Origin of the sequence: Pontibacter sp. E15-1 (assembly GCF_022601975.1) — a bacterium.
Classification (GTDB): Bacteria; Bacteroidota; Bacteroidia; order Cytophagales; family Hymenobacteraceae; genus Pontibacter.
Genome location: NZ_JAKVIR010000008.1, coordinates 103,471 through 126,905, shown reverse-complemented (window position 1 = coordinate 126,905; position 23,435 = coordinate 103,471). Strand labels below are relative to the sequence as shown.

At 54.5% G+C, this 23,435-nt stretch carries 12 protein-coding genes; 6 read left to right on the top strand and 6 right to left on the bottom strand.

Annotated features, from left to right (window positions below; genetic code table 11):
* Positions 1 to 1,380: a UDP-N-acetylmuramate--L-alanine ligase gene (locus MKJ04_RS07235; protein WP_241640918.1), complete on the bottom strand. Its 1,380-nt coding sequence runs from the start codon at positions 1,378 to 1,380 to the stop codon at positions 1 to 3.
* A 154-nt stretch (positions 1,381 to 1,534) separates the two neighbouring features.
* Here MKJ04_RS07235 and dnaB point away from each other — a divergent pair, with 154 nt between their 5' ends.
* A complete protein-coding gene (dnaB, locus tag MKJ04_RS07230) occupies positions 1,535 to 3,112 on the top strand; it encodes a replicative DNA helicase (protein ID WP_241640917.1) in 1,578 nt (525 codons plus the stop codon).
* Positions 3,113 to 3,868: 756 nt separating this feature from the next.
* On the opposite strand, the gene MKJ04_RS07225 is transcribed toward dnaB, so the two are convergent.
* Together MKJ04_RS07225 and hppD are read right to left on the bottom strand one after the other, a co-directional pair.
* A complete protein-coding gene (locus MKJ04_RS07225) occupies positions 3,869 to 5,602 on the bottom strand; it encodes a phospho-sugar mutase (protein WP_241640916.1) in 1,734 nt (577 codons plus the stop codon).
* Between the two features lie 163 nt (positions 5,603 to 5,765).
* Positions 5,766 to 6,860, bottom strand: coding sequence for a 4-hydroxyphenylpyruvate dioxygenase (gene hppD / locus MKJ04_RS07220; RefSeq protein WP_241640915.1), 1,095 nt, complete (start codon positions 6,858 to 6,860; stop codon positions 5,766 to 5,768).
* A gap of 144 nt (positions 6,861 to 7,004) precedes the next feature.
* On the opposite strand from hppD, the gene MKJ04_RS07215 reads away from it, so the two are divergent.
* The 5 genes from MKJ04_RS07215 (at position 7,005) to MKJ04_RS07195 (ending at position 18,164) form a co-directional block, all read left to right on the top strand.
* Positions 7,005 to 7,403, top strand: a complete 399-nt coding sequence (locus tag MKJ04_RS07215) for a hypothetical protein (protein WP_241640914.1) — start codon at positions 7,005 to 7,007, stop codon at positions 7,401 to 7,403.
* A gap of 839 nt (positions 7,404 to 8,242) precedes the next feature.
* Positions 8,243 to 16,756 (top strand): N,N-dimethylformamidase beta subunit family domain-containing protein, encoded by an 8,514-nt coding sequence (locus MKJ04_RS07210; RefSeq protein ID WP_317246709.1) that lies wholly within the window; start codon positions 8,243 to 8,245, stop codon positions 16,754 to 16,756.
* Between the two features lie 193 nt (positions 16,757 to 16,949).
* Positions 16,950 to 17,339, top strand: coding sequence for a DUF2809 domain-containing protein (locus tag MKJ04_RS07205; protein WP_241640912.1), 390 nt, complete (start codon positions 16,950 to 16,952; stop codon positions 17,337 to 17,339).
* A gap of 11 nt (positions 17,340 to 17,350) precedes the next feature.
* Entirely contained in the window at positions 17,351 to 17,548 is a 198-nt protein-coding gene (locus MKJ04_RS07200) for a hypothetical protein (protein ID WP_241640911.1), read from the top strand.
* Positions 17,549 to 17,798: 250 nt separating this feature from the next.
* Positions 17,799 to 18,164 carry a methylglyoxal synthase gene (locus MKJ04_RS07195; RefSeq protein WP_241640910.1) on the top strand — a complete coding sequence of 122 codons (366 nt, stop codon included), beginning with the start codon at positions 17,799 to 17,801 and terminating at the stop codon, positions 18,162 to 18,164.
* A 14-nt stretch (positions 18,165 to 18,178) separates the two neighbouring features.
* Here the strand turns inward: MKJ04_RS07195 and MKJ04_RS07190 are convergent, their stop codons facing one another.
* Genes MKJ04_RS07190 through MKJ04_RS07180 form a run of 3 tightly spaced genes read right to left on the bottom strand, consistent with a single transcriptional unit; the run spans position 18,179 to position 23,303 of the window.
* A complete protein-coding gene (locus MKJ04_RS07190; protein WP_241640909.1) occupies positions 18,179 to 21,217 on the bottom strand; it encodes an efflux RND transporter permease subunit in 3,039 nt (1,012 codons plus the stop codon).
* Positions 21,214 to 22,143, bottom strand: coding sequence for an efflux RND transporter periplasmic adaptor subunit (locus MKJ04_RS07185; protein WP_241640908.1), 930 nt, complete (start codon positions 22,141 to 22,143; stop codon positions 21,214 to 21,216). The genes MKJ04_RS07190 and MKJ04_RS07185 overlap by 4 nt, the downstream gene beginning before the upstream one ends.
* On the bottom strand, positions 22,140 to 23,303 hold the full coding sequence (locus tag MKJ04_RS07180) for a TolC family protein (RefSeq protein ID WP_241640907.1): 1,164 nt from the start codon (positions 23,301 to 23,303) through the stop codon (positions 22,140 to 22,142). The genes MKJ04_RS07185 and MKJ04_RS07180 overlap by 4 nt, the downstream gene beginning before the upstream one ends.
* Between the last annotated feature and the right edge of the window lie 132 nt (positions 23,304 to 23,435).

The following is a 23,435-nucleotide window of genomic DNA, read 5'->3' as shown; positions in this document are numbered from 1 at the left end:
TTAAAGAACCGCCTTGGTAAGCGTCTCCATGTTCATGTTATTGTAATTGCCTGAGCTCATGAGCAGCAGGTTGGCGTTTTGCCAGCTGCGGCTGGTCAAGTGCTGCTGCAGGGCCTCTGAGTCGGTATAAACTTTTATGCGCGGGTTGGCAAACGCCTGTTTCAGCTCTTCTTCCGTCAGCATCTCCATCTGCTTGTGGGCAATGGTCTTCGGGTTGAAGTATACCAGCGCCTCATCGGCTTTGTCCAGCGCCCCGGCGTACTCTGGCAGGAAATTGCGGTTCAGGCTGCTGAAGGTATGCAGCTCCAGCACGGCCACTAGCTCGCGCTGCGGGTACTGGGCTTTCACGGCCTGCGTGGTGGCTTTTACTTTGGAGGGGGCATGGGCAAAATCGCGGAATATGATGCTGTTTTCCTTTTCCCCGATCTTCTCCAGGCGCTTGGCGGCACCTTTGAAAGTGCGGAGCGCCTCGTAAAAATCGTGTGCCTTCACCCCGATCTTTTTGCATACTTCTTTTGCCGCGCTGATGTTCCGGAGGTTGTGCTCCCCGAAAAGCGGAATCTCCACATCGCCCTCTTTCTTGGTATGGAGGATGGTTTTGCCGTTGCGGATACTGTGCTCGTGCACGGTATAACCCTCGTAGGCGATGTCGGCGGGGTTGCGTGGCACGGCCACCAGTTGCACCTGCTCATCATCCTGGTTATAGATCAGGGTGCCTGCCTTCGGGGTCATCTCAGCGAAAATCCTGAACTGCTCGCGGTATACCTCCGGGGTCGGGAACACGTTGATGTGGTCCCAGCTGATGCCACTGATCACGCCGATATGGTGGTGGTATAAGTGGAATTTCGGTACCCGCTTGATGGGGTCAGAGAGATACTCGTCGCCCTCGATGATGATGATCGGGGCATCGTCCGTCAGTTTCACCATCCGGTCAAAACCCTCTAGCTGCGCGCCCACGGCATAGTCGAACTTGCGGCCAAGTTGCTGCAGCACGTGCATGATGATGGAGGTGATGGATGTTTTGCCGTGGCTGCCGCCGATCACGATGCGCTGCTTGTCGCGGCTCTGCTCATATATAAACTCAGGGAAGGAGAAGATCGGGATGCCCAGTTCCTGCGCGCGTTTCAGCTCCGGGTTGTCGGGGCGTGCGTGCATGCCCAGAATCACGGCGTCAGGCCGTGCGTCCAGCTTCTCCGGGAACCAGCCTTCCTGCGCGGGCAGAATGCCTGCCTTGGCCAGCCTGCCTTTGGCGGGTTCAAATATCTCGTCGTCCGAGCCCGTCACTCTCAGGCCTTTGTCATGCAGCGCCAGGGCTAGGTTGTGCATGATGCTCCCCCCAACGGCTATCAGGTGTATATACTGGAATTCCTTCTTCTCCATGCGCGGCATATCTAATTGCTAACAGGCAAAGTTAGAAGTCCTCGGCAAATATAAAATAGGCCTCTACTAATATGTTGATATCTTGTGCCGGAATGTGGATTACTCAGATGAGGATGTGGATTACTTGCCTGCCATGTTTTTTAAATTTGTACCTATGGAGGAGATGAAAATGAACGTGCGGCCTGCGGGCAACCGCAACGGGTGGCAAAAGAAGGCCCCTGCTGTGTCGGAGTTGGGGAAAAAACCACCGCAGGCGCTCGATCTGGAGGAGGCCGTGTTAGGCGCACTGATGCTGGAAAAGGACGCCCTGACCACGGTGATTGACATTCTGCGCCCGCAGAGTTTTTACAAGGAGGCGCACCAGCGTATCTTCAAGGCCATTATCGGCCTGTTCGACAAATCAGAGCCTATCGATATCCTGACGGTAACGCATGAGCTGCGCGAGAATGGCGAACTGGAGCTGGCAGGCGGGGCCTACTACGTCACACAGCTGACCACGCGCGTAAACTCCGCCGCCAACATCGAGTACCATGCCCGTATCATCACGGAGAACTCCATCAAGCGGGACCTGATCTCTATCTCCTCGGAGGTGCTTTCCAGCGCTTACGAAGACACCACCGACGTGTTTGACCTGCTCGACAAGACCGAGGCAAAGCTATACGAGGTGTCCGAATCCAACATCCGCAAGAACTTCGACGACATGCGCTCGTTGATGCACTCGGCTATTAAAGAGTTGGAAGAGAAGCGCAAGCAGACAGACGGCCTGACGGGCGTGCCGAGCGGCCTCGCTGCCCTGGACCGCGTTACCTCCGGTTGGCAAAAGTCTGACCTCGTGATTCTGGCGGCTCGTCCGGCGATGGGTAAAACCGCCTTCGTGCTCTCGTGTATGCGCAACGCAGCCGTCGACTTTAAAAAGGGTGTGGCGATTTTCTCACTCGAGATGTCGTCGCTGCAGCTGGTGAATCGTCTGATCTCATCGGAGGCAGAGCTGGATTCAGAGAAAATCAAAAAAGGTAACCTCGAGGATTATGAGTGGGCGCAGCTCAACCACAAGATCTCGAAACTGACCGAGGCACCGATCTTCATTGACGACACGCCGGGCCTTTCCATACGGGAGCTGCGCACCAAGTGCCGCCGCCTGAAAGCCCAGTTTGATATCCAGATGATCATCATTGACTACCTGCAGCTGATGAGCGGCAACGCGGATGGCAAGAACGGCGGTAACCGGGAGCAGGAAATTGCCTCGATCTCGCGGGCGATGAAGATGCTGGCCAAGGAACTGAACGTGCCGGTTATTGCGCTCTCGCAGCTGAGTCGTGCCGTGGAAACCCGCGGGGGCGACAAGCGTCCGCAGCTATCTGACCTTCGAGAGTCCGGATCAATTGAGCAGGATGCCGACATGGTGCTCTTTCTCTACCGCCCGGAATACTACGGCATCACAGAGGATGAAATGGGTAACCCGACCGCTGGGGTAGGAGAGGTGATCATCGCCAAGCACCGAAACGGATCGCTGGAGAATGTGCAGCTGAAGTTTATCGGTAAGTATACCAAATTCACCAACCTGGACAACGACTTCAGCGGTGATGCGATGGGCGGCTTTAACGCCCTGCCAAACAGCACGTTTGACGCCGATGCGCCGGGCTCTATCCGCCTGGGCAGCCGCATGAACGACGGCGGAAACAGCGGCGGCGGTTTCCCGTCATCCAATTTTGATGAAGAACCTCCGTTCTAAAGAGAACACACAAACTTAACCATAAGCCAAGGTAGGATTAGCCGCTGTTATTCATGACAGTGGCTTTTCTATTTTATACCACTCTTTGCTTATTGGAAAGTATATCTTTCATGGGAGTGGAACAGGTTTATTCAAGCCAAACCATAGGCTATTTGTCATTCTGTAGAGGAATCTGGTATAAATAGAGGGCCTATACCCTCGGGAGGTAAAACTAGGTTAACTCGGAAATATAGTGGTTATTTCAAAACTTCAACAGCCTTCTTTTCATAGCCTGCTTTGCGCTCCACGCCTGGGGTAGGGGCCCTACTTAAGCTGGGGCGCGTTTTCCCGCTCGGCGCTGTGTACATTTCCTGCCTAACGGCTGCCACTGACGTGGCACCGGAAATCTACAAATAGAGGGCCCCTACCCCCGGCGCCTCCCAGAAAAACTGGGAATCATTTTGCCCTGATCTAGCTAAACCATACTTCTCCAAAGCAGAAAAACTTATTTGAAAGCAGGTTAACCTATATCTATGCTCGAGTTCACGAGAAAGCTGATGTTAATTGTGGGGGTAGGGGGAGGTTTTCGTTTTGCATCTCCCAGATGAGCAAACCTAACTGCGCAAAATAGATTTGATAGTGGTATAACAGGAATAGGAGACGAAACGGCTCTGAACCAGTTGGGATTTTTACCACAAGGATCTGAATAAAAAAGGCTGCATGGTTGGGGATGTCTTCCTCCAACCATGCAGCCATCAAACAATTTAGCAATTCAACCTACTTAAGCCTCAGGTCAATCAGTGTCTGCTGGATCTTGTCGTTCAGTTTTTGTGCCGTGGCATTGTAGTCGACTTTGGAGGCCATTGGCTCGTTTACGCTCACATAAAACTTGATCTTAGGCTCCGTGCCGGACGGGCGGGCAGAAATCTTGCTGCCATCCTCGGTCAGATACTGCAGCACGTTGGAGCTCTCAAAGTCCAGGGTGCTCTCCTCGCCTGTGATCCGGTTTTTGCGCGTGCCTGCCTTATAGTCGCGGACTTCAAGCACTCTGGAACCGGCTATGGTCTGTGGTGGTATACTGCGCATCTCGGTCATCATTTGCTGAATCTCCTCTGCGCCGCGCATGCCCTTTTTCGTGATCGACACCAACTCCTCCTTGTAGAAGCCATACCGGGTATACATATCCACCATCATCTCGAACAGGGTTTGCCCGTTGTCTTTGGCCACCGCCGCCATTTCGGCAATCAGGGCGCAGGAGGAAATCGCATCCTTGTCGCGCACGAAGTCGCCGGCCAGGTAGCCGTAGCTCTCTTCGCCGCCCGCGATGTATGTTTCCTTGCCCTCCAGGTTGCGGATGATCTCAGCGATATACTTAAAGCCGGTCAGGGTTTCGTACATCGTCACGTTGTAGGCGTCCGCTATCTTCTTGATCAGGTCGGTGGTCACGATGGTTTTCACCACATACTCCTTGCCTGTCAGTTTGCCGGCGTTTTGCCATGCCTGCAGCAGGTAGTTGATCAGGAGCGCGCCTGTTTGGTTTCCGTTCAGGAGCACGAATTGCCCTTGCAGGTCTTTCACCGCGATGCCCACACGGTCAGAGTCCGGGTCTGTGGCCAGCACCAGGTCCGCGTCCAGTTCCTCGGCCTTTTTCATGGCCAGCGTCATGGCTTCTTTTTCCTCCGGGTTTGGGTATACCACCGTCGGGAAGTTGCCGTTCGGCTCCGACTGTTCTTCCACCACGGTTACGTTGGTGAAGCCAAAGCGCTTCAGGATTTCCGGCACGAGCGTGATACCCGTTCCGTGGATTGGCGTGAACACTATTTTCAGGTCATGCTGTCGCCTGATGGCCTCCTGCGAGATCGAGAGCCCAAGCACTTCTTTCATGTAGGCCTCATCCACCGCAGTACCGATCATCTCGATATTCTCCTGCTTGGCTTCAAATTTCACGTCGTCGATAGACGTGATCTTGTTCACCTCAGCGATGATATTCTTATCGTGCGGAGCTGTTACCTGCCCGCCGTCGTTCCAGTAAGCCTTGTAGCCATTGTACTCTTTTGGGTTGTGGGAGGCCGTGATGACCACGCCGCTCTGGCAACCCAGGTGGCGGATGGCAAAAGACAGTTCCGGGGTAGGGCGCAGCGCCTCGAACAGGTATACCTTGATGTCGTTGGCAGAGAAAATGGCAGCCGTCTCGCGGGCAAACACATCGGAGTTGTTGCGGCTGTCGTGGGCAATGGCCACGCTGATTTTCTGGTCCGGGAAGTTCTGCTTCAGGTAGTTGCAGAGGCCCTGCGTGGCCATACCGAGGGTATAGCGGTTCATGCGATTACTGCCCGCGCCCATAATGCCGCGCAGGCCGCCGGTGCCGAACTCCAGGTTCTTGTAAAAAGCGTCGGCCAGTGCCTCATGCTCGTTGCGGTCCACGAGTCCTCTGATCTCTGATTTCGTGGCCTCGTCGTAATTGCCCGAAAGCCACTGGTCTATTTTAGTCTGTATAGATTGCTCCACCATGTTTTTATGCTTGCTGATTAATTTTTAGTGCGATGTTATATAGAATGCAGCACACCAGTCCGCTCTGCACCCGAAGTACGTTCAACGGAACTGGTGTGATGTATAGTAATATCAAAATAAAGCAATTCTAACCAATTTATACCGCCTGGTGCGGATTTTTTGCCTAGAGGTTGCCGCGCAGCGCCTGCTCACGCTCAATAGACTCGAACAGCGCCTTGAAGTTACCTTTTCCGAATGATTTAGCTCCCTTTCGCTGGATAATTTCGAAGAAAACAGTTGGGCGGTCCTCCACGGGCTTGGTAAAAATCTGCAGCAGGTAGCCTTCCTCGTCGCGGTCTACCAGGATGTTTAGCCCCTTCAGGGCCTCCATCTCCTCGTCGATGGTGCCCACGCGCTCAAACAGGGTCTCATAGTATGTTTCCGGCACGTACAGGAACTCCACCCCGCGCTTGCGCAGCTCCGAAACGGTATGCAGAATGTCGTCGGTGGCCACGGCGATGTGCTGCACGCCGGCACCGCGGTAAAAATCAAGGTACTCGTCTATCTGCGACTTCTTTTTGCCCTTGGCCGGCTCGTTTATCGGGAACTTGACATACCCGTTTCCATTAGACACCACCTTGGACATCAGGGCAGTATACTCTGTGCTGATGTCCTTATCATCGAAGGTAAGCAGCAACTGGAAGCCCATCACCTTTTCGTAGAACCCGACCCACTCGTTCATGCGGCCCAGTTCAACGTTGCCCACACAATGGTCCACATACTTCAGGCCCACGGGCGCTACCTCCAGCACAGACTCCTTGGCCACAAAGCCCGGCATAAAGGGGCCGGTATAGTTGCGGCGCTCCACAAAGGTATGGATCGTCTCGCCGTAGGTATGGATGGCGGCGATCTTCACTTCCCCGTGCGCATCCGTAAGGGTTTTGGGCTCAAAGGCGGGCTTGGCGCCCCGTGCCACGGTATCCTGGAAAGACTTCTCGGCATCGTCCACCCATAGGGCCAGCACCTTCACGCCATCGCCGTGCTGCAGCACGTGCTTCGAGATGTCGGAGGTCGGGTCGAGGGAGGTGGTGAGCACAAACCGGATCTTGTCCTGCATCAGCACGTAGGAGGCCCGGTCGCGCACCCCGGTTTCGGGACCGGCGTAAGCCACCAGCTTAAAACCGAAGGCAGTTTGGTAGAAGTGGGCGGCCTGTTTGGCGTTGCCTACATAAAACTCTATATGGTCGGTGCCGTTTAGGGGCAGGAGGTCTGTAGCCATAGCTTTAAAGGGTTAAAGGTAGATTGTTGTAAAAATACGCTTTTTAAGCCTTTATCAAAACCGGAGATGCGCCGGGCCAAATTATCAAACCGATTATTTGCAATTGCTACCGCATGTTGTCAACTTTGTAAAAAATACGATCCCATGAATGTAAATGCCTTAAACGAATCCATCGTTGCGATACTTGCCAAGAAACAGGAATTAAACGGCCTGGACTACAACGATGCGCGTTACGATGATATGGAGGAAGCGCTGCACGACCTGGAAGATGACTTCAACGAGGAGTATGGCGACTACCTGGAGGATGTGCTGGAAGACGTACACGGCAAACTGAAATCTGATGCAGACATTCTGCTGCCAACCGCTTACCTGGCCAGCACCCTGGACCCTGAGGCGGATCTGGAGCACGATGAGAAAGAAGGCGTGTGGGTAGAGTCTGACTCTTTCCCGGGCGTGGAGATGCGCGTGGTGATCGTGGCCAACCCGCCGCGCGTGCTCCTGATCCTGGCAGACCAGGAGCGTGTGCTCTGGACGGCTGAGTAAGCGTATGGCAGAGTAATAGTATATAAGTATAGCTATGTTTAGCCAACAAACATAAGCAGCCGATGAATTCGCTGCTGTTATTAAGCCGGACCCGCTTTTGCTTTTTGGCGAAGATGGGTCCGGCTTTTTTGCGTTAACCGTTTACCGCTGGCATTGCAGCGGAGTTACGCACATTCAGATCCTTTTCTACGCATCCGTCTATTATTAAGCAACTAAATATACACATCATACTGAGGCAATGATTTGTAAAGTTGCTGCGGGGAGTAGGCAAGGTAGTTTTATCGATTACAAACCTATATTCAGCATTTGTCACAGGATTACCCTGAGCGTCACTTTTCTAGGCGAATTAGTATCTCCTCAAAATTAACTACCAGAATTATTCTTAAACTTGTTTTTCTGACATTTAACCCTGCGTATCTGCACCTTTACAGATTAGGGGTATTTTTTCTATTCAAAAAAATGTAGGACAAGTATACTAATAATACTACTGATGCTATTAACATCATAATATTTTTTATTGTGCTGTTAAGGTTTATTCTGATTAAATTATTTGTTGAAATTATCTTCATTTTTATAATTTAATATTGGTAGTGACTCTTGCAACTGCTACTTGTTTCACGTAGAATAATTCAAAAACCGACCGAGTTAAATTTTAGGAGCCGATTAAGGCTTTGATGAATTTTATTGCCAAAATATGCAAATAATATATTATTTGTAATAATAAATATTGTATTAATTAAATTATTTCTCTCTCCACACATCCCCCTCCACACAGGTATCCCGCCTGCATAGTGTTATTATTTGCATTTTGTTCTATTCCAGAAGTAAGCAAGCCCGATATGTTAAATTATTTACAAATTAGAAATAAAATAGTGCTGCTTTTGCTCGCGATATGCAGCTATGGTGTTACCCCTGTATATGGGCAAAATGCTATACAAACCGAAAACTCCAAAACAGGAACGGATGCTTCGGAGTGGGAGATCAATGGGGTTGGTGACAAGACCATTCAAGGGTATGCGACTGATATCAGTTACAACAAAGGTCAAAAAGCCCTTTTCAAGATTAAAAGCAACGCTACAAACTATAGCATAAAAGTATATAGGTTGGGTTACTATCAGGGTAAAGGGGCTCGTTTGGTGGGTTCCGCAATAGTAACGGCCACTTTGCCCCAAAGCCAGCCCTCCTGTATGACGGTTGGCAGCACCGGATTGCTGGACTGCGGCAATTGGGCCAATTCGGCCGAATGGCAGATTCCCAGTGACGCTGTGTCGGGTGTTTACCTAGCCAAACTCACCAGAGCCGATAACGGCGGATCCAGCCATATTGCCTTTGTGGTGCGGGATGACGCCAGCACGGCGGATCTGTTTTTTAAGACATCTGATGCTACCTGGCAGGCCTACAACGTGTACGGCGATGCGAACAATGGCAAGAGTCTATACACGGGTGCAGGGGGTAAAGCCTCTAAGGTAAGCTACAACCGACCGTTTTATACCCGCGAAGGCGGCGGCGGAGGCGGTGCTGAAGAAGACTGGCTGTTCAATGCAGAGTACCCTATGATCCGCTTCCTCGAAAAAAACGGCTATGATATTTCTTACACCACGGATGCGGATACGGACCGCCGTGGCAGTCTCATTCAGAATCACAAAGTGTTTATGTCTGTTGGGCACGACGAGTACTGGTCGAAGGGCATGCGCGACAACGTGACCGCTGCCCGGGATCAAGGTATAAACTTAGCCTTTTTCAGTGGCAACGAAATATACTGGAAAACACGCTGGGAGAACAGCATTGACGGATCCAACACCTCTTACCGCACTCTGGTGTGCTACAAGGAAGGACTCCTCGGGGAAAACCAGTGCAACGGCAAATGCGATCCCAGCCCGGAATGGACAGGACTGTGGCGAAGCGGCTGCGAGTATCCCTCGTCTGACGGTTGCGACCCGGAAAACGAGTTGACTGGGCAGCTAAGTTGGGACGGTACAGTCGGTACCATCCAGGTGCCTAGCGTATACAAAAACCTTCGATTCTGGCGCAACACAAGCGTCGCGTCTTTGGGCAATGGACAATCTTTAGCACTTACCCAAAACTCACTGGGATATGAATGGAACCCGGAGCAGGAGGGGTATCGCGCAACTTACCCAGCTGGCAGAATCATACTTTCTGAGACAGTGCTCAACGGGAAAACGCATCATCTTACCTTGTACAAGCACAGCAGCGGCGCCTTAGTTTTTGGGGCCGGTACTGTACAATGGGCCTGGGGCTTAGACAGTAATCACGCCCGTGGCAATGAAGTGGTTAGTCCTGCCATGCAGCAGGCTACGGTCAATCTGTTTGCAGATATGCGCGTACAGCCGACCACACTCCAGTCTGGTCTGGTGGCTGCCTCCGCGTCTTCAGATGCGCAGGTGCCGACTGTGACCATTACCTCTCCGGGTAACGGCGCAACTACTCCCAGCGGCACCCCGGTGAACATAACCGGCACTGCCTCGGACGCGAACGTAGTGGCCGGGGTAGAAGTGTCTACAGACGGCGGCACCACCTGGCGCTTAGCTTCTGGCACCACGAGCTGGACGTATGCCTGGACCCCCACAACCCAAGGCGCAGCCTCCGTTAAAAGCAGGTCGTTTGACGATTCAGGAAACATATCAGCGGTAAAAACAACTGCAGTAACGGTAACGGACCCCAATCCGGTTGCATGCCCCTGTTCTGTTTTTCAGCCGACTGATGCGTCAGGCAGTACATTTTACAACGATGGGCAAGCCATTCAGCTCGGTATGAGGTTTCGCTCAACCACTGATGGGTACATTACCGGGGTGCGTTTTTACAAGCAGGCGGCGAACACTGGCACCCACATTGGCCAGCTTTACAGCAACACTGGCAGTTTGCTGGCACAGGCTACGTTTACGAACGAGTCAGCTTCGGGATGGCAGCAAGTGGGCTTTGCCTCGCCAGTTGCTATCACGGCAAATACTACTTATGTCATTTCTTACCACAGCAGCGCCGGCAATTACTCCGCCACCAATCCATACTTCGATGTGGCGAAGGTAAATGGTCCTTTGCGTGCGTTGGCAAACGGGGAAGACGGGTTGAATGGCATCTATAAATACGCTGCCTCACCAACCTTCCCGACTGACAATTACCAGTCCAGCAACTACTTTGTCGATGTTGTCTTCACCACACAAGGCACTGCGGATACTACGCCACCCGCCGTTGCTTCTACAGTGCCACAAAATAACGCTGCCAACGTGAACGAAGGGGCCAATGTAAGCGTGACATTTAATGAAGCGATGGACCCTGCCACGGTTACCAGTTCAACCGTTCGGCTGCTCCAAGGCAGCTCGGCAGTTGCCGCAACCGTAGCATACAATGCCACTTCGCTCACGGCCACACTCAATCCCTCCTCAGCCCTGAGTTATTCAACTACCTATACCATTGAGGTAAAGGGAGGCAGCACAGACCCTCGTGTAAAAGATGTGGCTGGCAATGCGCTGGCAACTACTTTTACCTCGTCGTTTACGACCCGTGCTACACCGCCACCGCCACCGCCTTCACCTAACGATGGCCCCGGTGGCCCCATTCTGGTGCTAAGCACCTCCAGCAATCCGTTTAGCCGCTACGCTGTAGAAATTCTACGGGCAGAAGGCTTCAATGAGTTTGCGGCGAAACATATCTCGGAGGTGAATAGCACGGCGCTGGCTAGCTATGATGTGGTTATACTCGGAGAGATGGCACTTTCCGGGGCTCAGGTGACGATGCTCACCAACTGGGTAAACTCAGGGGGCACTTTAATCGCCTTTAAACCGGATGCACAACTGGCATCGTTGCTAGGAATTGCGCCTGCCACCGGCACCCTCTCCGACCAATACATAAAGGTAAACACGGCGAGTGGGCCGGGTGTCGGAATTGTGGGCGAAACGATGCAGTTTCATGGTACCGCGAACCTCTATACCTTGGTTGCCTCAAGCGGAGCGAAAACCTTGGCGACTTTGTATTCTGCCGCCAACACTGCCACCTCCAACCCAGCGGTAACCTTGCGCGATGTGGGCACCAACGGAGGCAAAGCGATTGCCTTTACCTATGATTTAGCCAAGTCCATTGTCTATACCCGTCAGGGTAACCCCGCCTGGGCTGGCCAAAAACGCGATGGACAGAGTCAGCCTATACGGTCAGACGATATGTTCTACCCGGATTGGGTAGATTTAAATAAAGTAGCCATCCCGCAGGCCGATGAACAGCAGCGGTTGCTGGCCAACATCATCTTGCAAAGTAACATGCACAAGAAGCCTTTGCCCCGTTTCTGGTACTTGCCCCGTGGCCTGAAGGCCGCCATTGTGATGACGGGCGATGACCATGGCAATGGCGGAACAATTGGCAGGTTTAACGATTACATTGCTAAAAGCCCCGCAAACACACAACAAGCGGTGGATAATTGGACCGCCATCCGAAGCACATCATACATCTACCCCGGCACACCCATCACAGATGCACAGGCGGCTGCCTTCGAAGCACAGGGCTTTGAAATCAGTCTGCACTTGAACACGGGCTGCGCAAACTACACACCTGCTACATTGAGACAAATGTTCACTGGCCAGCTTGCGGATCTTGCAGCCCAGTTCCCGAGCATCTCACAAACCACCACACACCGAACACACTGTATTGCCTGGAGCGATTGGGCCACGCAGCCTAAGGTTGAGTTAGAGAACGGCATTCGGCTGGATGCAAACTATTACTATTGGCCGGCGGCATGGGTGAACGACCGCCCCGGAATGTTTACCGGCTCAGGAATGCCCATGCGCTTTGCCGATGCAGACGGCTCGCTAATTGACGTTTATCAGGCCACAACGCAGATGACAGATGAGTCTGGGATAACCTATGCTACCCACATTGCCTCGCTTCTGGACAATGCGCTGAGCACGAAAGGATACTATGGCGTATTTACGGCCAACATGCACACCGATGCGAACGGAGGTAACAGTAGCAATGGATCAAATGCCATTATTGCCGCGGCACTGCAGCGCCAGGTGCCTGTTGTGTCTTCAAAACAAATGCTTACCTGGCTGGATGGGCGCAATAACTCTTCGTTCGGCAACATGAGCTGGAGCGGCAAAGTTTTGTCCTTTACAGTTACGGCCGCCAGTGGCTCCAACAACCTGCGAGGCATGGTGCCCATGGATGCTGCTGGCAGCAAGTTAACAGCTATAACCTTGAATGGCGGTAACCTGTCTTATACCACCGAGACGATAAAAGGTATCGCGTACGCTTTCTTCCCGGCCAGCAACGGTACGTATCGGGCAACTTACGAAGGTGACAACGAGGCTCCGCAAATAACAGCGGTAGCAGCTGCACAGTCTAGTGCCGGAACTGCCACTATTACCTGGACGACCGACAAGGCCTCCAGTTCAAGGGTAGACTATGGAACGGCTGCCGGGCAGCTGAACCTGCAGACTACTGATGCCAGTGCAGTGACCAGCCATAGTATGACTCTTAGCGGTCTTGCCTCCGGCACTACCTATTACTACCGGGTAACCTCCACCGACGCCGCATCCAACACCGCAACGTCACCTGCTCCGCCTGCTGCGCCGAAGAGTTTTACTACGCCTGCCGTCGCCTGTTTTTCGGATCTGTCTATTGCAGACTTTAACAAAGGGACGGCTGGCGCCAGCACTTATGCCACTGCTGGTGGCGTTAAACTGATGCCACAGGTAGCGGAGGAGTTCACCACGTTGCCTCCTGCCAGCGAGTGGCAAAGTTTTCCATGGAGCGCTGGCGGCGCGTCTACAGTTGCGAACGGGCAAGTGTCCGTAGATGGAGCCCGATATAACACTGAGCCGGTGAGCACTACCTTTGGTCCCGGGGCATCTTTGGAGTTTGTCGCGATGTTTGGTGCAAGCAGTTTCCAGCATATCGGTTTTGGCGCAGGCGATGACGTGGATATGTTCAACAACACCCTGATATGGGCTATGTTCAGCACTGGCAATGCCGGAACGGGGCTGCAGGCGAGAGTACGGAATGGAAGTGCTTTTTCAGATTTCAACATACCCGGAAGTTTCATTGGTGCCTCGCACAGTTACCGCATCAACTGGAACACGAACAATGTGGAGTTTTACATCGATGGTGCTTTGGTGCATACTGAAACAGTAACCTTGACTACCCCCATGCGGGTGGGAGCCAGCGATTATACTGTAGGAGGTCCGGCTGTATCCATCGACTGGCTCTACGTTACGCCGTATGTTTCTTCTGGCAGCTTTACTTCCAGGGTATATGACGGTGGTGGGGAAAGAGTGTGGGATGAAGCGGCCTGGACGGCAAACTTGCCTACAGGCACATCGCTAGCAATCTTCCAACGACAGGGCAATACGCCAACCCCGGATAATAGCTGGACAGCGTTCAAAGCTGTTCCGGCAAGTGGGGCTACGGTAGGAGGCACTTCGCGCTATATCCAGTACCGCGCCGATTTGTCCACTTCCAACACCAGCGTGACTCCTACTTTGCAAAGTATGTCCATTGGCTGCTCAGAGCCGCCTTGCCCAGCGTTGACTTTTACTCCAGCTTCGGGGACGGTTTTGCCTACCGCGACAGCAGGTGACTCCTATACGCAAACGGTTACGACCGCTCCTACGGGGTATACCTTTAAGGCGACGGGATTGCCTGCAGGGCTTAGCATTAACAGCAGCTCCGGGGTTATCAGCGGAAAACCAACAGCGGTTGTGTCTAACGCAACCATTACCGTAACTGCAACACAAAACACATGTTCAGAAAGCGCGACTTATACCCTCTCTGTAAAGGAGGCATCGCCAAGCAACCAGGCGCCGGTGCTGACGGCTATCGGGGGAAAATCGGTGACGGTGGGCCAGCAGCTGAACTTCACGGCATCGGCCACAGACCCGGACGCGGGGCAGCAGTTGAGCTTCTCGTTGGTAGGCGCACCTACCGGTGCCGCTATTGCCGCAGCTACAGGCGCCTTCAGCTGGACTCCGACAAGTGAGGGGACCTATACCTTTAGCGTGAGAGTAACAGACAATGGCACACCTGTCCTTTCCGACGAGGAGCAGATTACTGTAACCGTGAGTCCGGCGGGAGGGGAATTGACGCTCTCACCGGTGGCCGATGCCTTCGTGCGGGGCGGTAGCTACGCGAGCACGAACTACGGGAGCGAGGCGGCACTGTTGGTAAAGGCCACCAGCAATGAAAGCTATGCGCGCAACTCATACCTGAAGTTCTCCCTGAGTGGGGTGAGCAGCGTGGTGTCAGCTAAGCTGCGGGTGTATGGCAGCAACACAGAAAGTGCTGCTAGTATAGGCATGGCGGCCTATGGGGTCGCAAACGACTCCTGGACGGAGCAAGGCATTACGTGGAACAATGCGCCTGTAGCACAGGCTGGGGCGTTGAGCTCGGTGAGCGTGGGTGGCCAGGCAGTTTACCATGAGCTGGATGTGACTGACTTTGTGCAGGCCCAGCTTATAGGTGACAAAATCGTCAGCCTGTTGCTTCGTGACCCGGCCAACCGGGTAGTGAGCCTGAGCTTCAACAGTAAGGAGAGTTCCCAGAATAAACCCCAATTGGTTATCGAAACGTCCAGTTCCAACCACGCTCCTGTGCTGGCTGCCATTGGTGATAAGGCGACCAAGGTGGGCCAGGCCCTAAACTTCACCGCCACTGCCACCGATGCGGACGCGGGCCAGGTGTTGGCATACTCTCTTGTAAACCCTCCGACCGGGGCAACGATCAATGCCTCCTCAGGGGCCTTTAGCTGGACGCCAACAAGCGAGGGTGTGTATAGTTTCCGTGTGAGGGTTACGGACAACGGCACGCCTACACGCTCTGATGAGGAGCAGATTGCTGTAACCGTGAGTCCGGCAAGTGGCGGCAACACACAAGTAGTGAGTCTGACTTTAATAAATGCGGCGACGAATGTGCCTATACGCGACCTGGTATCTGGAGATGAGCTGAACTTAGCCGAGTTGCCGACAAAAAGCCTTAACATTCGGGCTAATACCAGTCCGAGCAAGGTGGGCAGCGTGAAGTTCAATTTGACCGGGACGCAGACCAAGAGCGTTACGGAGAGCGTAGCGCCCTATGCGCTGTTCGGCGACGACACACGCGGGAGCTATTACGCCTGGGCGCCAGCGGTGGGTAGCTATACCCTCCAGGCTACACCTTATGAAGGATCTAAGGCAACAGGGGCAGCAGGTATAGCGATAACCCTTAGCTTCACCGTCACGGACCGTCCAATCAGTTCAGGACAGCGGGTGATAAGCATGACGCTGGTTAATGCTGATAACGACAACGATATCATGGTCCTGACCAGCGGTGCCACACTGAACCTGGCTAGCCTGCCAACGAAAAACCTTAACATTCGGGCCAATACCAGTCCGAGCAAGGTGGGCAGCGTGAAGTTCAATTTGACCGGGACGCAGACCAAGAGCGTGACGGAGAGCGTAGCGCCTTATGCGCTGTTCGGCGACGACACGCGCGGGGGCTACTATCCATGGACACCAGCGGTGGGAAATTACACCCTTAACGCTGTGCCGTACTCGGGCTCCAAAGCAAGCGGCACGGCCGGTGAGCCATTAACGTTGAGTTTTACAGTCATTAACGGTTCCGGAGCGCTGGTTACGGGCGTAACAGTTGGCACAGGCAGAAGCTACACGGTGACAGACCTGGCGGTTGGCAAGCGCATGTATACCGACCGCACTTACCAAATCACCTCGGTGCCAGCTTCGTTGCAGGGAGCAACGCTCATCCAGCCGCCGAACGATGACAAGCGGAATACGAGCAGCTCCCTGCTGACCTTTAATTTGACAAGGGATGCCACGGTATATGTTGCCTATGACCCGCGCGGCACGTCCCTGCCTTCCTGGCTCTCTAGCTGGCAGCGACTCTCCGACAGACTGGGCGTGGACGACTCCAAGAATAGCTCCATGGTGCTCTTCAGCAAGTCATTCCCGTCGGGTAAGGTTACTTTGGGCGGCAACATGGCGGCACCTGCTGTCGGTGCCGAGACTAACTACCTGACCATTGCCCTTTCTACAGCCGAAGCTCTTTCCGCCTCTGCGGTAGCGAAAGCGTCCATCGGGGGTATAGATGTTGACGAGTCTGCACTTTTGGTTTATCCGAATCCGAGTTCAGGCGACAAGGCTTTCGTGGAGTTGAATAATTTTGAGCAGAATGAAGCGGTTACGCTTACACTCTATGATGTGAGAGGCCGTGCGATACTGACCACAACCGCAGTAACCAACAAAGATGGGTCTGCCAAAACCGAGTTGCTGTTTGCGCATAACCTGAACAAAGGAGTGTACATCCTAACGGCAGTGTCAAAACACACGAAAGAAAACGCCAAGCTGGTGGTGCGGTAACTGGAAAACACAACGTAAAGCGCCGCATCAAGTACCTGCCTCCTTTATACCCCTGGAAGCCTACTTTCTGGCGCTTTCAGGGGTATTGCGTTTTGCTTCTATACCATGTACCTTCACAACTGTTGGCGCTTTGTAATGTAACCCGGTCACTTACAATCATACTTTGAAACCAGTCAAAAGAACTGTAAAGTACTTGCTATTACTGCTGCTCATTATTGCGGCGGGGCTTTTGTCGCGGAAAATAGCGGGCATTCCGCTTATGGCGGGCGATGTGTTATATGCTGTGATGATGTATGTCCTCGTCAGCTTTTTCTGCGCGGGTAGCATAGTCAACGTAGCGATGATGAGTATATGCATCTGCTTCGCCATCGAAATCAGCCAGCTGTGGCGTGCGCCCTGGCTGCTGGCCCTCCGGCAGACTACCCTCGGGAAATTGGTGCTTGGGCAGGGCTTTGTGTGGAGCGACCTAGCTGCTTATACGTTAGGCGTGCTGCTTTGCATAGCTGTGGGACTTGTGGCTAAACGGTACAAGCAGCGGCTGCACAAGAATAAGGAAGCTAATACCCCCGAAATGCAGGTATAACATTTTTATCGATGTGCCTGTCGCCAACCGCTTACCTGGCCAGCACCCTGGACCCTGAGGCGGATCTGGAGCACGATGAGAAAGAAGGCGTGTGGGTAGAGTCTGACTCTTTCCCGGGCGTGGAGATGCGCGTGGTGATCGTAGCCAACCCGCCGCGCGTGCTGCTGATCCTGGCAGACCAGGAGCGTGTGCTCTGGACGGCTGAGTAAGCACACCTTATACCTCAGAATACCTCAGATTATACCTCAGAACTGAACGCCGCAGGAGAATTTGCCTGCCGCCTTGCCCATACTTGCCGTGCCCGCCTGCGCTGAGATGCCAGGGCGGGCACGGCTATTTTTTTGACGTTTGGGCGTGTCTGTTTAAGATTTTGCAAAGTGCTGGCTATCTTCGGGCTAATTATATTAAATTAGCTGGTGCATGTCGAACCACATGCAACGAAATTTAAACAGACATACCATGACGACCACAATTGCCTTAGTTGCGCATAACAACCAGAAAAACAACCTGCTGAACTGGGTAAAGGAAAACCACAAGGCCCTGGAAGGCCATAACCTGATTGGCACCACCAACACCTCGCAACTGATAAACGACCTGCTCGACCTGAACGTGCAGCCCTTTGGCCACGGCCCAAGCGGCGGCGACATACTGCTGGCTGCCCGCATTCTGGAAGGGGAGGTGCACAAGGTGATCTTTTTTATCGATGCCGAGACGCCCCATGGCCACGAGCACGATATCCAGACGCTGATCCGCACGGCAGTACTCAACAACATCCCGATCGCCCTGAACCGCGCCTCCGCCGACCTGATCGTGCTGGAGCGCTAACCCGCGTTTATACCTCAGGCGCTTCCCCTTTTGTAGTTCCGGAACGTCAGTAATAACAGGCTGGGGTATACCAGCAGTAGGAGGGGCAGGCCGATGACAAAGCCGCCAATCACAGCGATGGCAAGCGGCTGGTGCAGCTGCGCCCCCGTGCCAATACCAAAGGCAATTGGTAGCAGCGCCATGATAGCGCCCAGCGCGGTCATGAGCTTGGGGCGCAGGCGCGTGGAGATGGCATACGTCACGGCTTCTTCCGGAGTTTTCTCGTGCAGGGTCTCTTTGAACTGGAGATAGGTGAAGATCGCGTTCTCCGCGATGATACCGATGATCATGATGATGCCGGTATAGCTGCCCACGTTGAGGGCCGTCTGCGTCAGGAGCAAGGCCAGCAGGCTGCCCGATATGCCCAGTATGGCTACCCCCAGTATCAGTAGCGCCACGCGCACATCCCGGAACAAAAACAGGATAACCGCGAACACCAGCAGGGCCGCCGTTGAGAGGATGAGCAGCAGCTCGTTAAACGACTGCTGCTGCTCCTGATAGGCACCGCCGTAGCTGATGTGGTAGCCCTGCGGGAGCTTTACCGTGGCCGCAATCTTCTGCTGGATCTCGCGCATCACGCTGCCCAGGTCACGGCCTTCGAGGCGCGCGGTCACGGGGATCATCGACTGCAGGTTCTCGCGTTCAATCTCCGCCTGCCCCGGGGTCACATTCACGGTGGCCAGGGTCCGGATTTGCCTGAGCTGGCCGCCCGGTAAAAACACGGACGCGTTCCGGAGCTCATCGATCGAATAAGCCGACGCCTGCGGGTACATCATCCGGATATTGGTCTGCTGCTCCTTTTCAAAAATCGAACCGACCACATTGCCCTCCAGCTGTAGCTGAAGCTGGTTCTGCAGGTCCGTCGGGGAAAGGTTGAACTGTGCCAGCCGCTGGCCGCTTGGCAGCACCTCCACCGACGGGCCCGCAATGGTGATGCCGTCAAACACGTCGGCCGTGCCCTTAACCTGCTCGGCGAGGGCGGCCACCTGCCGGGCCAACTGCTGTAGTTTTTCCTGCTCGTGGCCATAGATCTTGATCTCAATGGGCTGCGTGGAACTCATCAGGTCGCCGAGCATGTCGCCGATCACCTGGCCAAAGTCCACGGTAAGCGCGGGTTGCGTGTGCTCCACGTACTTCCGTATCTCATCAATCACCTCATCCGAAGTGCGCTTCCGGTCTTTTTTGAGTTGAATTAGGTAATCCCCGTAATTTGGCTCTGTGATGAAAAAACCCATCTGAGTGCCCGTCCGGCGGGTATAGCTGGCCACCTCGGGGATCTGCACAATCTTCTTCTCCACCTCGCGCAGCATCCGGTCTGTCTCGGTCAGGGAGGTGCCGGGCGGGGAGGTATAGTCCAGCACAATGGAGCCCTCGTCCATCTCCGGCAGAAAGCCCGTCTCCAGGTATGGAAACGAAAGGACACTGGCCGCAATCAGCGCCACAACAAAAAGAAAACTGATGGCAGGGCGTCGGATGAAGAAAGTGATCCAGCGGTGTGTCTGGCTGTGCCCGGCCTGGGCGGCGGGCTTTACGGTGTGCCTCCCACGCGAAAAGAGCAGGTAGATAACGGGCAGCCCCAACCAGGTAACCAGGAAGGAGCAGGCGAGCGTGATCATCATGGTGTTGGCCAGAATCTTGAAATAAGCGCCCGCCACACCGCTCAGGAGTATAAACGGGAAGAAGATGACAATCGTGCTGATGGAGGAGCCCACCATGGCCGGAAACAGGTAGCCAACCGATTTGGAGAGCAGCTTTTTGGTTGGCGTTTCGGGGTGCTCCTCGTGTGTCCGGTGAATCTGCTCCACCACCACAATCGCGTCGTCTATGATCAGGCCGATGGAGGCCGCGATTGCGCCCAGCGTCATGATGTTGAGGGTATAGCCCAGCACGAACAGCACGATAAGCGCCAGCGAAAGTGTAATGGGAATGGTGATCAGGATAACCGCGCTGGACTTGAGCGAGCGGAGGAAAATGATCGCCACCACAATGGCCAGGAGCAACCCGATCAGGAGGCTGTCGCTGACACTGCGGATAGAGTCAGACACGAAATCGCCCTGCACATAATACGGCTTGAGCGTAACCCCTTTAGGGAGGATGGCCGCATTGAGCAGGGCAACCTTCTCTTTCACGTCGGCGGATACGGCCATCAGGTTTGCCGTGGGTTGTTTCAGCACCGCCACCAACACCGCGCTTTTTCCGTTGGCGTTCACGCGCACGTATTCCGTCTGCTCGGCCACCTGTACGTCGGCCACGTCCTGCAGCTGCACCACGCGCAGGCTGTCGTTACTGACCACAAAGTCCTTGAGCTGCCGCTGGTTCCGGATTGTGGCGTCCGTTATCGTGAGGTAAAGCCGGTTGTAGTCTGAGATATAGCCATTGCTCTGGATAAAGTTGGCGCTGCCCAGGGCATCCGAGATCATGGCCGGAGTGATGCGCAGCGCCTGCATCCGCTCGGGCTGAAGCTGCACGCGGTATTCCTTCGTCTTCCCCCCCGACACCAGCACATCGGCCACGCCGCCAGCCTGTGCCAGGTAGGGCCGCACGGTATACAGCGCCAGTTGGTTCAACTCTATCGGGCTTCTGCCGGGCCCGTCGAGCACATACCCCTGCACCGGCAGGATACTCGGGTTCATTTTTTCGACGGTGATGGAGATGCCGGGCGGGAGCCCCTCTTTTACCTGGTTTATGGCCGACTCCACCTGCTGCTTGCTCAGGTCGATGTCTGCGTTCCAGTCCATGAAGGCCGATATCTCACAGCTGCCACGGCTTGTTATACTGCGGATGAGCTTGAGGCCCGGCACCCGCTTGATGGCTTTTTCCAGCGGCTTGGTCACGGTGATCATCATCGTGCCGACGGGTTGAAGGCCCGTGTCCGCAATCACCTTGATCTTCGGGAAAGTCACCTCCGGGAAGAGCGAAGTCTGCATCTGGTTGTAAGCGTAAACGCCACCCAGCAGAATGATGGCCAGCACCACCGCCACCGGGCTTTTGTAGGTCACAAAGTAGCTTTTCATTCCGGCTTTCTGTTCTGGATGGAGACATAGGCGGTGTCCGAGAGGCCATAGTTCCCTGACACCAGGATGCGGTCTGATGGGGCAAAGCTGGGGCTGATGATCTCGATGGTGTGTTTCGCTGTGATTCCTGTCTTCACGGGTATTTTCACGGCAGTGGTATCGTTTATGAGTTTCATCACCCAGTAGCTGTCCATGGTTTCGTTGGTGAGCACGGCGGCTCTGTCGAGCACCTGCGCATTGGAATTTACTTTTTTGTTGAAGCGCACCACGGCCTGCAGGTTTTCCGGGAGAAGGGCGCTGGTTTGGGGCCGAATGACGAACTGCTGTGTCTGGGCGCCTGCGCTCATACTGGCAAGCCCGGAAGTGACCGTGCCCGGCAGTTTGGTGGAATCGGGGAGGAGGATGGTAACGCTGGTGCCCACGGTGCTGTAGCTGTGCAGCTCGAAGGGCACGTTCACGAGAAAGACGAAGCTGTTAAGGTCCGAGAGGATCGCCAGTTGATCGCCGTCGTTCACGTAGTCCCCCGTCTGGCGGCTTAGTTCCAGAATGAGGCCGGAAGCGGGGGCTTTCACCGTGATGATTCCGGTGAAGGGCAGTGCGGGGTCCTGGGTCATCAGGTCGCCGAGCACCTGCGCTTCCTTGGTCTTTAGGGTAAACAGGGTGGCCCCGGCCCGCACCCGTTCGCCGGGCTTCACGAACACGCGCTGCACATACCCCGCGGTCGCGGCCTTCACTGTGTTTTTGCGCTGATAAGAGGAGGTGGCGTTGAGGTCCAGGGTCTCTTTTATGGGGCCCTGCGACACGGTCGTGATGGTGACTGGGGTTTTCACCTCCACTACATCGGCGGTGGCCGGCTCGTTAGGGGAGGAGCAGAATGCCAGCAGGAACACGAGCGGCAGGCAACAGGTATGGCGGAAGTGTTTCATTTCAGGTAGTTGAATTCGTTGAGGATCTGGAAGCGGCTTATTTCCGCCTGCACCAGGGTGTTCTGCATTTCGGCGTAGCCTGTTATCAGCACGATATAATCTGTGAAGCGGACTAAACCGGCACTAAGCTCAATTCTATACATCTCCAACAGCTTCTTTTGGCTGTCCAGCTGGGCATGCATGTCTTCTAGCAGTTGGTCGGTGGCGGTGAGCTGCGCCTGCAACTGCCTTCGCTGCATCCGGTACTGGCGCAGGTAAAAGTCGCGATACCTTTGGCGACTCAGCTCCGCAATCGCTATTTTCTGGTACTCTAACTGGCGCTGGCCGCCGTCATAAAGTGGCACTGAAAACCGCAGGCCGACGCTGGAGCCCAGGTGGCGGGGCACGCCCTGGGGTGTGGTGGCCATCACGCCGGCATCGGCAAAGGCTGCCAGCGAGTAGCGGTAGTTTAAGTCTATCTGCGTTCTGTTCAGGGAGAGCTGCAGGCTGTCGAGGGCAAACTTGCGGAGCGTGGGGGTGAGGCTGGCCGCCACGAGTGCCTGCACCGGTATGTCCGGAGGGGCCAGTTCCACAGTCGCGGTGTCTTCGATGCCGCACAGGATGCGCAGCCCGTTCAGGTCAAACTGGTACTGAATCCTTGCCTGGCGGTGCGCGATGGTCTGGGCATTCAGGTTGATGCTCAGGTTCAGGTAATCAGTCTGCAGGTATACCCCGTTCTCCACCAGTTTTCGCAGGGCAGGCTGCTCTTGCCGCAGGATGTCGAGCACCTGCTGGCTAAACTGCATCTGCCGCAGATCGGCGTATGTGGTGATGTATTGGGCCGTGATCACCCGCCGAAGGTCCTGGGCATCCAGCCTGCGTTGCGCCGCCAGCGACAGGTTCAGCAGCTCGATGTTCAGCAACCGCGCGTTTCGGAGTTTCCGGGGGAACAGCTCCTTGCTGACGCTCACCACACCGGAGTAGTCCCCTCCATTGCTCACGGCTTCGTCGTAGCCGAAGTGACGGGTGGTGGGCGCTTCCATCGCGCTGGCGCTTCCGCTTACTTGCGGCCCGTACGTGGCGTATACCTTCAGGCTGTCGATGAGGTTAGACTGCTGTTGATACGCGTAATCCTGAAGCAGTGGGCTGTTCTGTAAGCCCTGTTCAAGATAGTAATCCAAATTTTGCGTTTGCCCGAGCGCAATCTGGCTGCAAAGCAAGAAGGGGAGTAAAAGGCAAAGGCAGCATTTCGGCATAGGTCAGGGATAGCGGTAAAAATCAGGTGAACGAAGAACGCGAAAAATGGGTGTAAG

Bases quoted from the DNA above. Each gene is read 5' to 3' on its own strand.
- MKJ04_RS07235 (WP_241640918.1), bottom strand. From the start codon at position 1,380: ATGGAGAAGAAGGAATTCCAGTATATACACCTGATAGCCGTTGGGGGG.
- dnaB (WP_241640917.1), top strand. From the start codon at position 1,535: ATGGAGGAGATGAAAATGAACGTGCGGCCTGCGGGCAACCGCAACGGG.
- MKJ04_RS07225 (WP_241640916.1), bottom strand. From the start codon at position 5,602: ATGGTGGAGCAATCTATACAGACTAAAATAGACCAGTGGCTTTCGGGC.
- hppD (WP_241640915.1), bottom strand. From the start codon at position 6,860: ATGGCTACAGACCTCCTGCCCCTAAACGGCACCGACCATATAGAGTTT.
- MKJ04_RS07215 (WP_241640914.1), top strand. From the start codon at position 7,005: ATGAATGTAAATGCCTTAAACGAATCCATCGTTGCGATACTTGCCAAG.
- MKJ04_RS07210 (WP_317246709.1), top strand. From the start codon at position 8,243: ATGTTAAATTATTTACAAATTAGAAATAAAATAGTGCTGCTTTTGCTC.
- MKJ04_RS07200 (WP_241640911.1), top strand. From the start codon at position 17,351: ATGTGCCTGTCGCCAACCGCTTACCTGGCCAGCACCCTGGACCCTGAG.
- MKJ04_RS07195 (WP_241640910.1), top strand. From the start codon at position 17,799: ATGACGACCACAATTGCCTTAGTTGCGCATAACAACCAGAAAAACAAC.
- MKJ04_RS07190 (WP_241640909.1), bottom strand. From the start codon at position 21,217: ATGAAAAGCTACTTTGTGACCTACAAAAGCCCGGTGGCGGTGGTGCTG.
- MKJ04_RS07185 (WP_241640908.1), bottom strand. From the start codon at position 22,143: ATGAAACACTTCCGCCATACCTGTTGCCTGCCGCTCGTGTTCCTGCTG.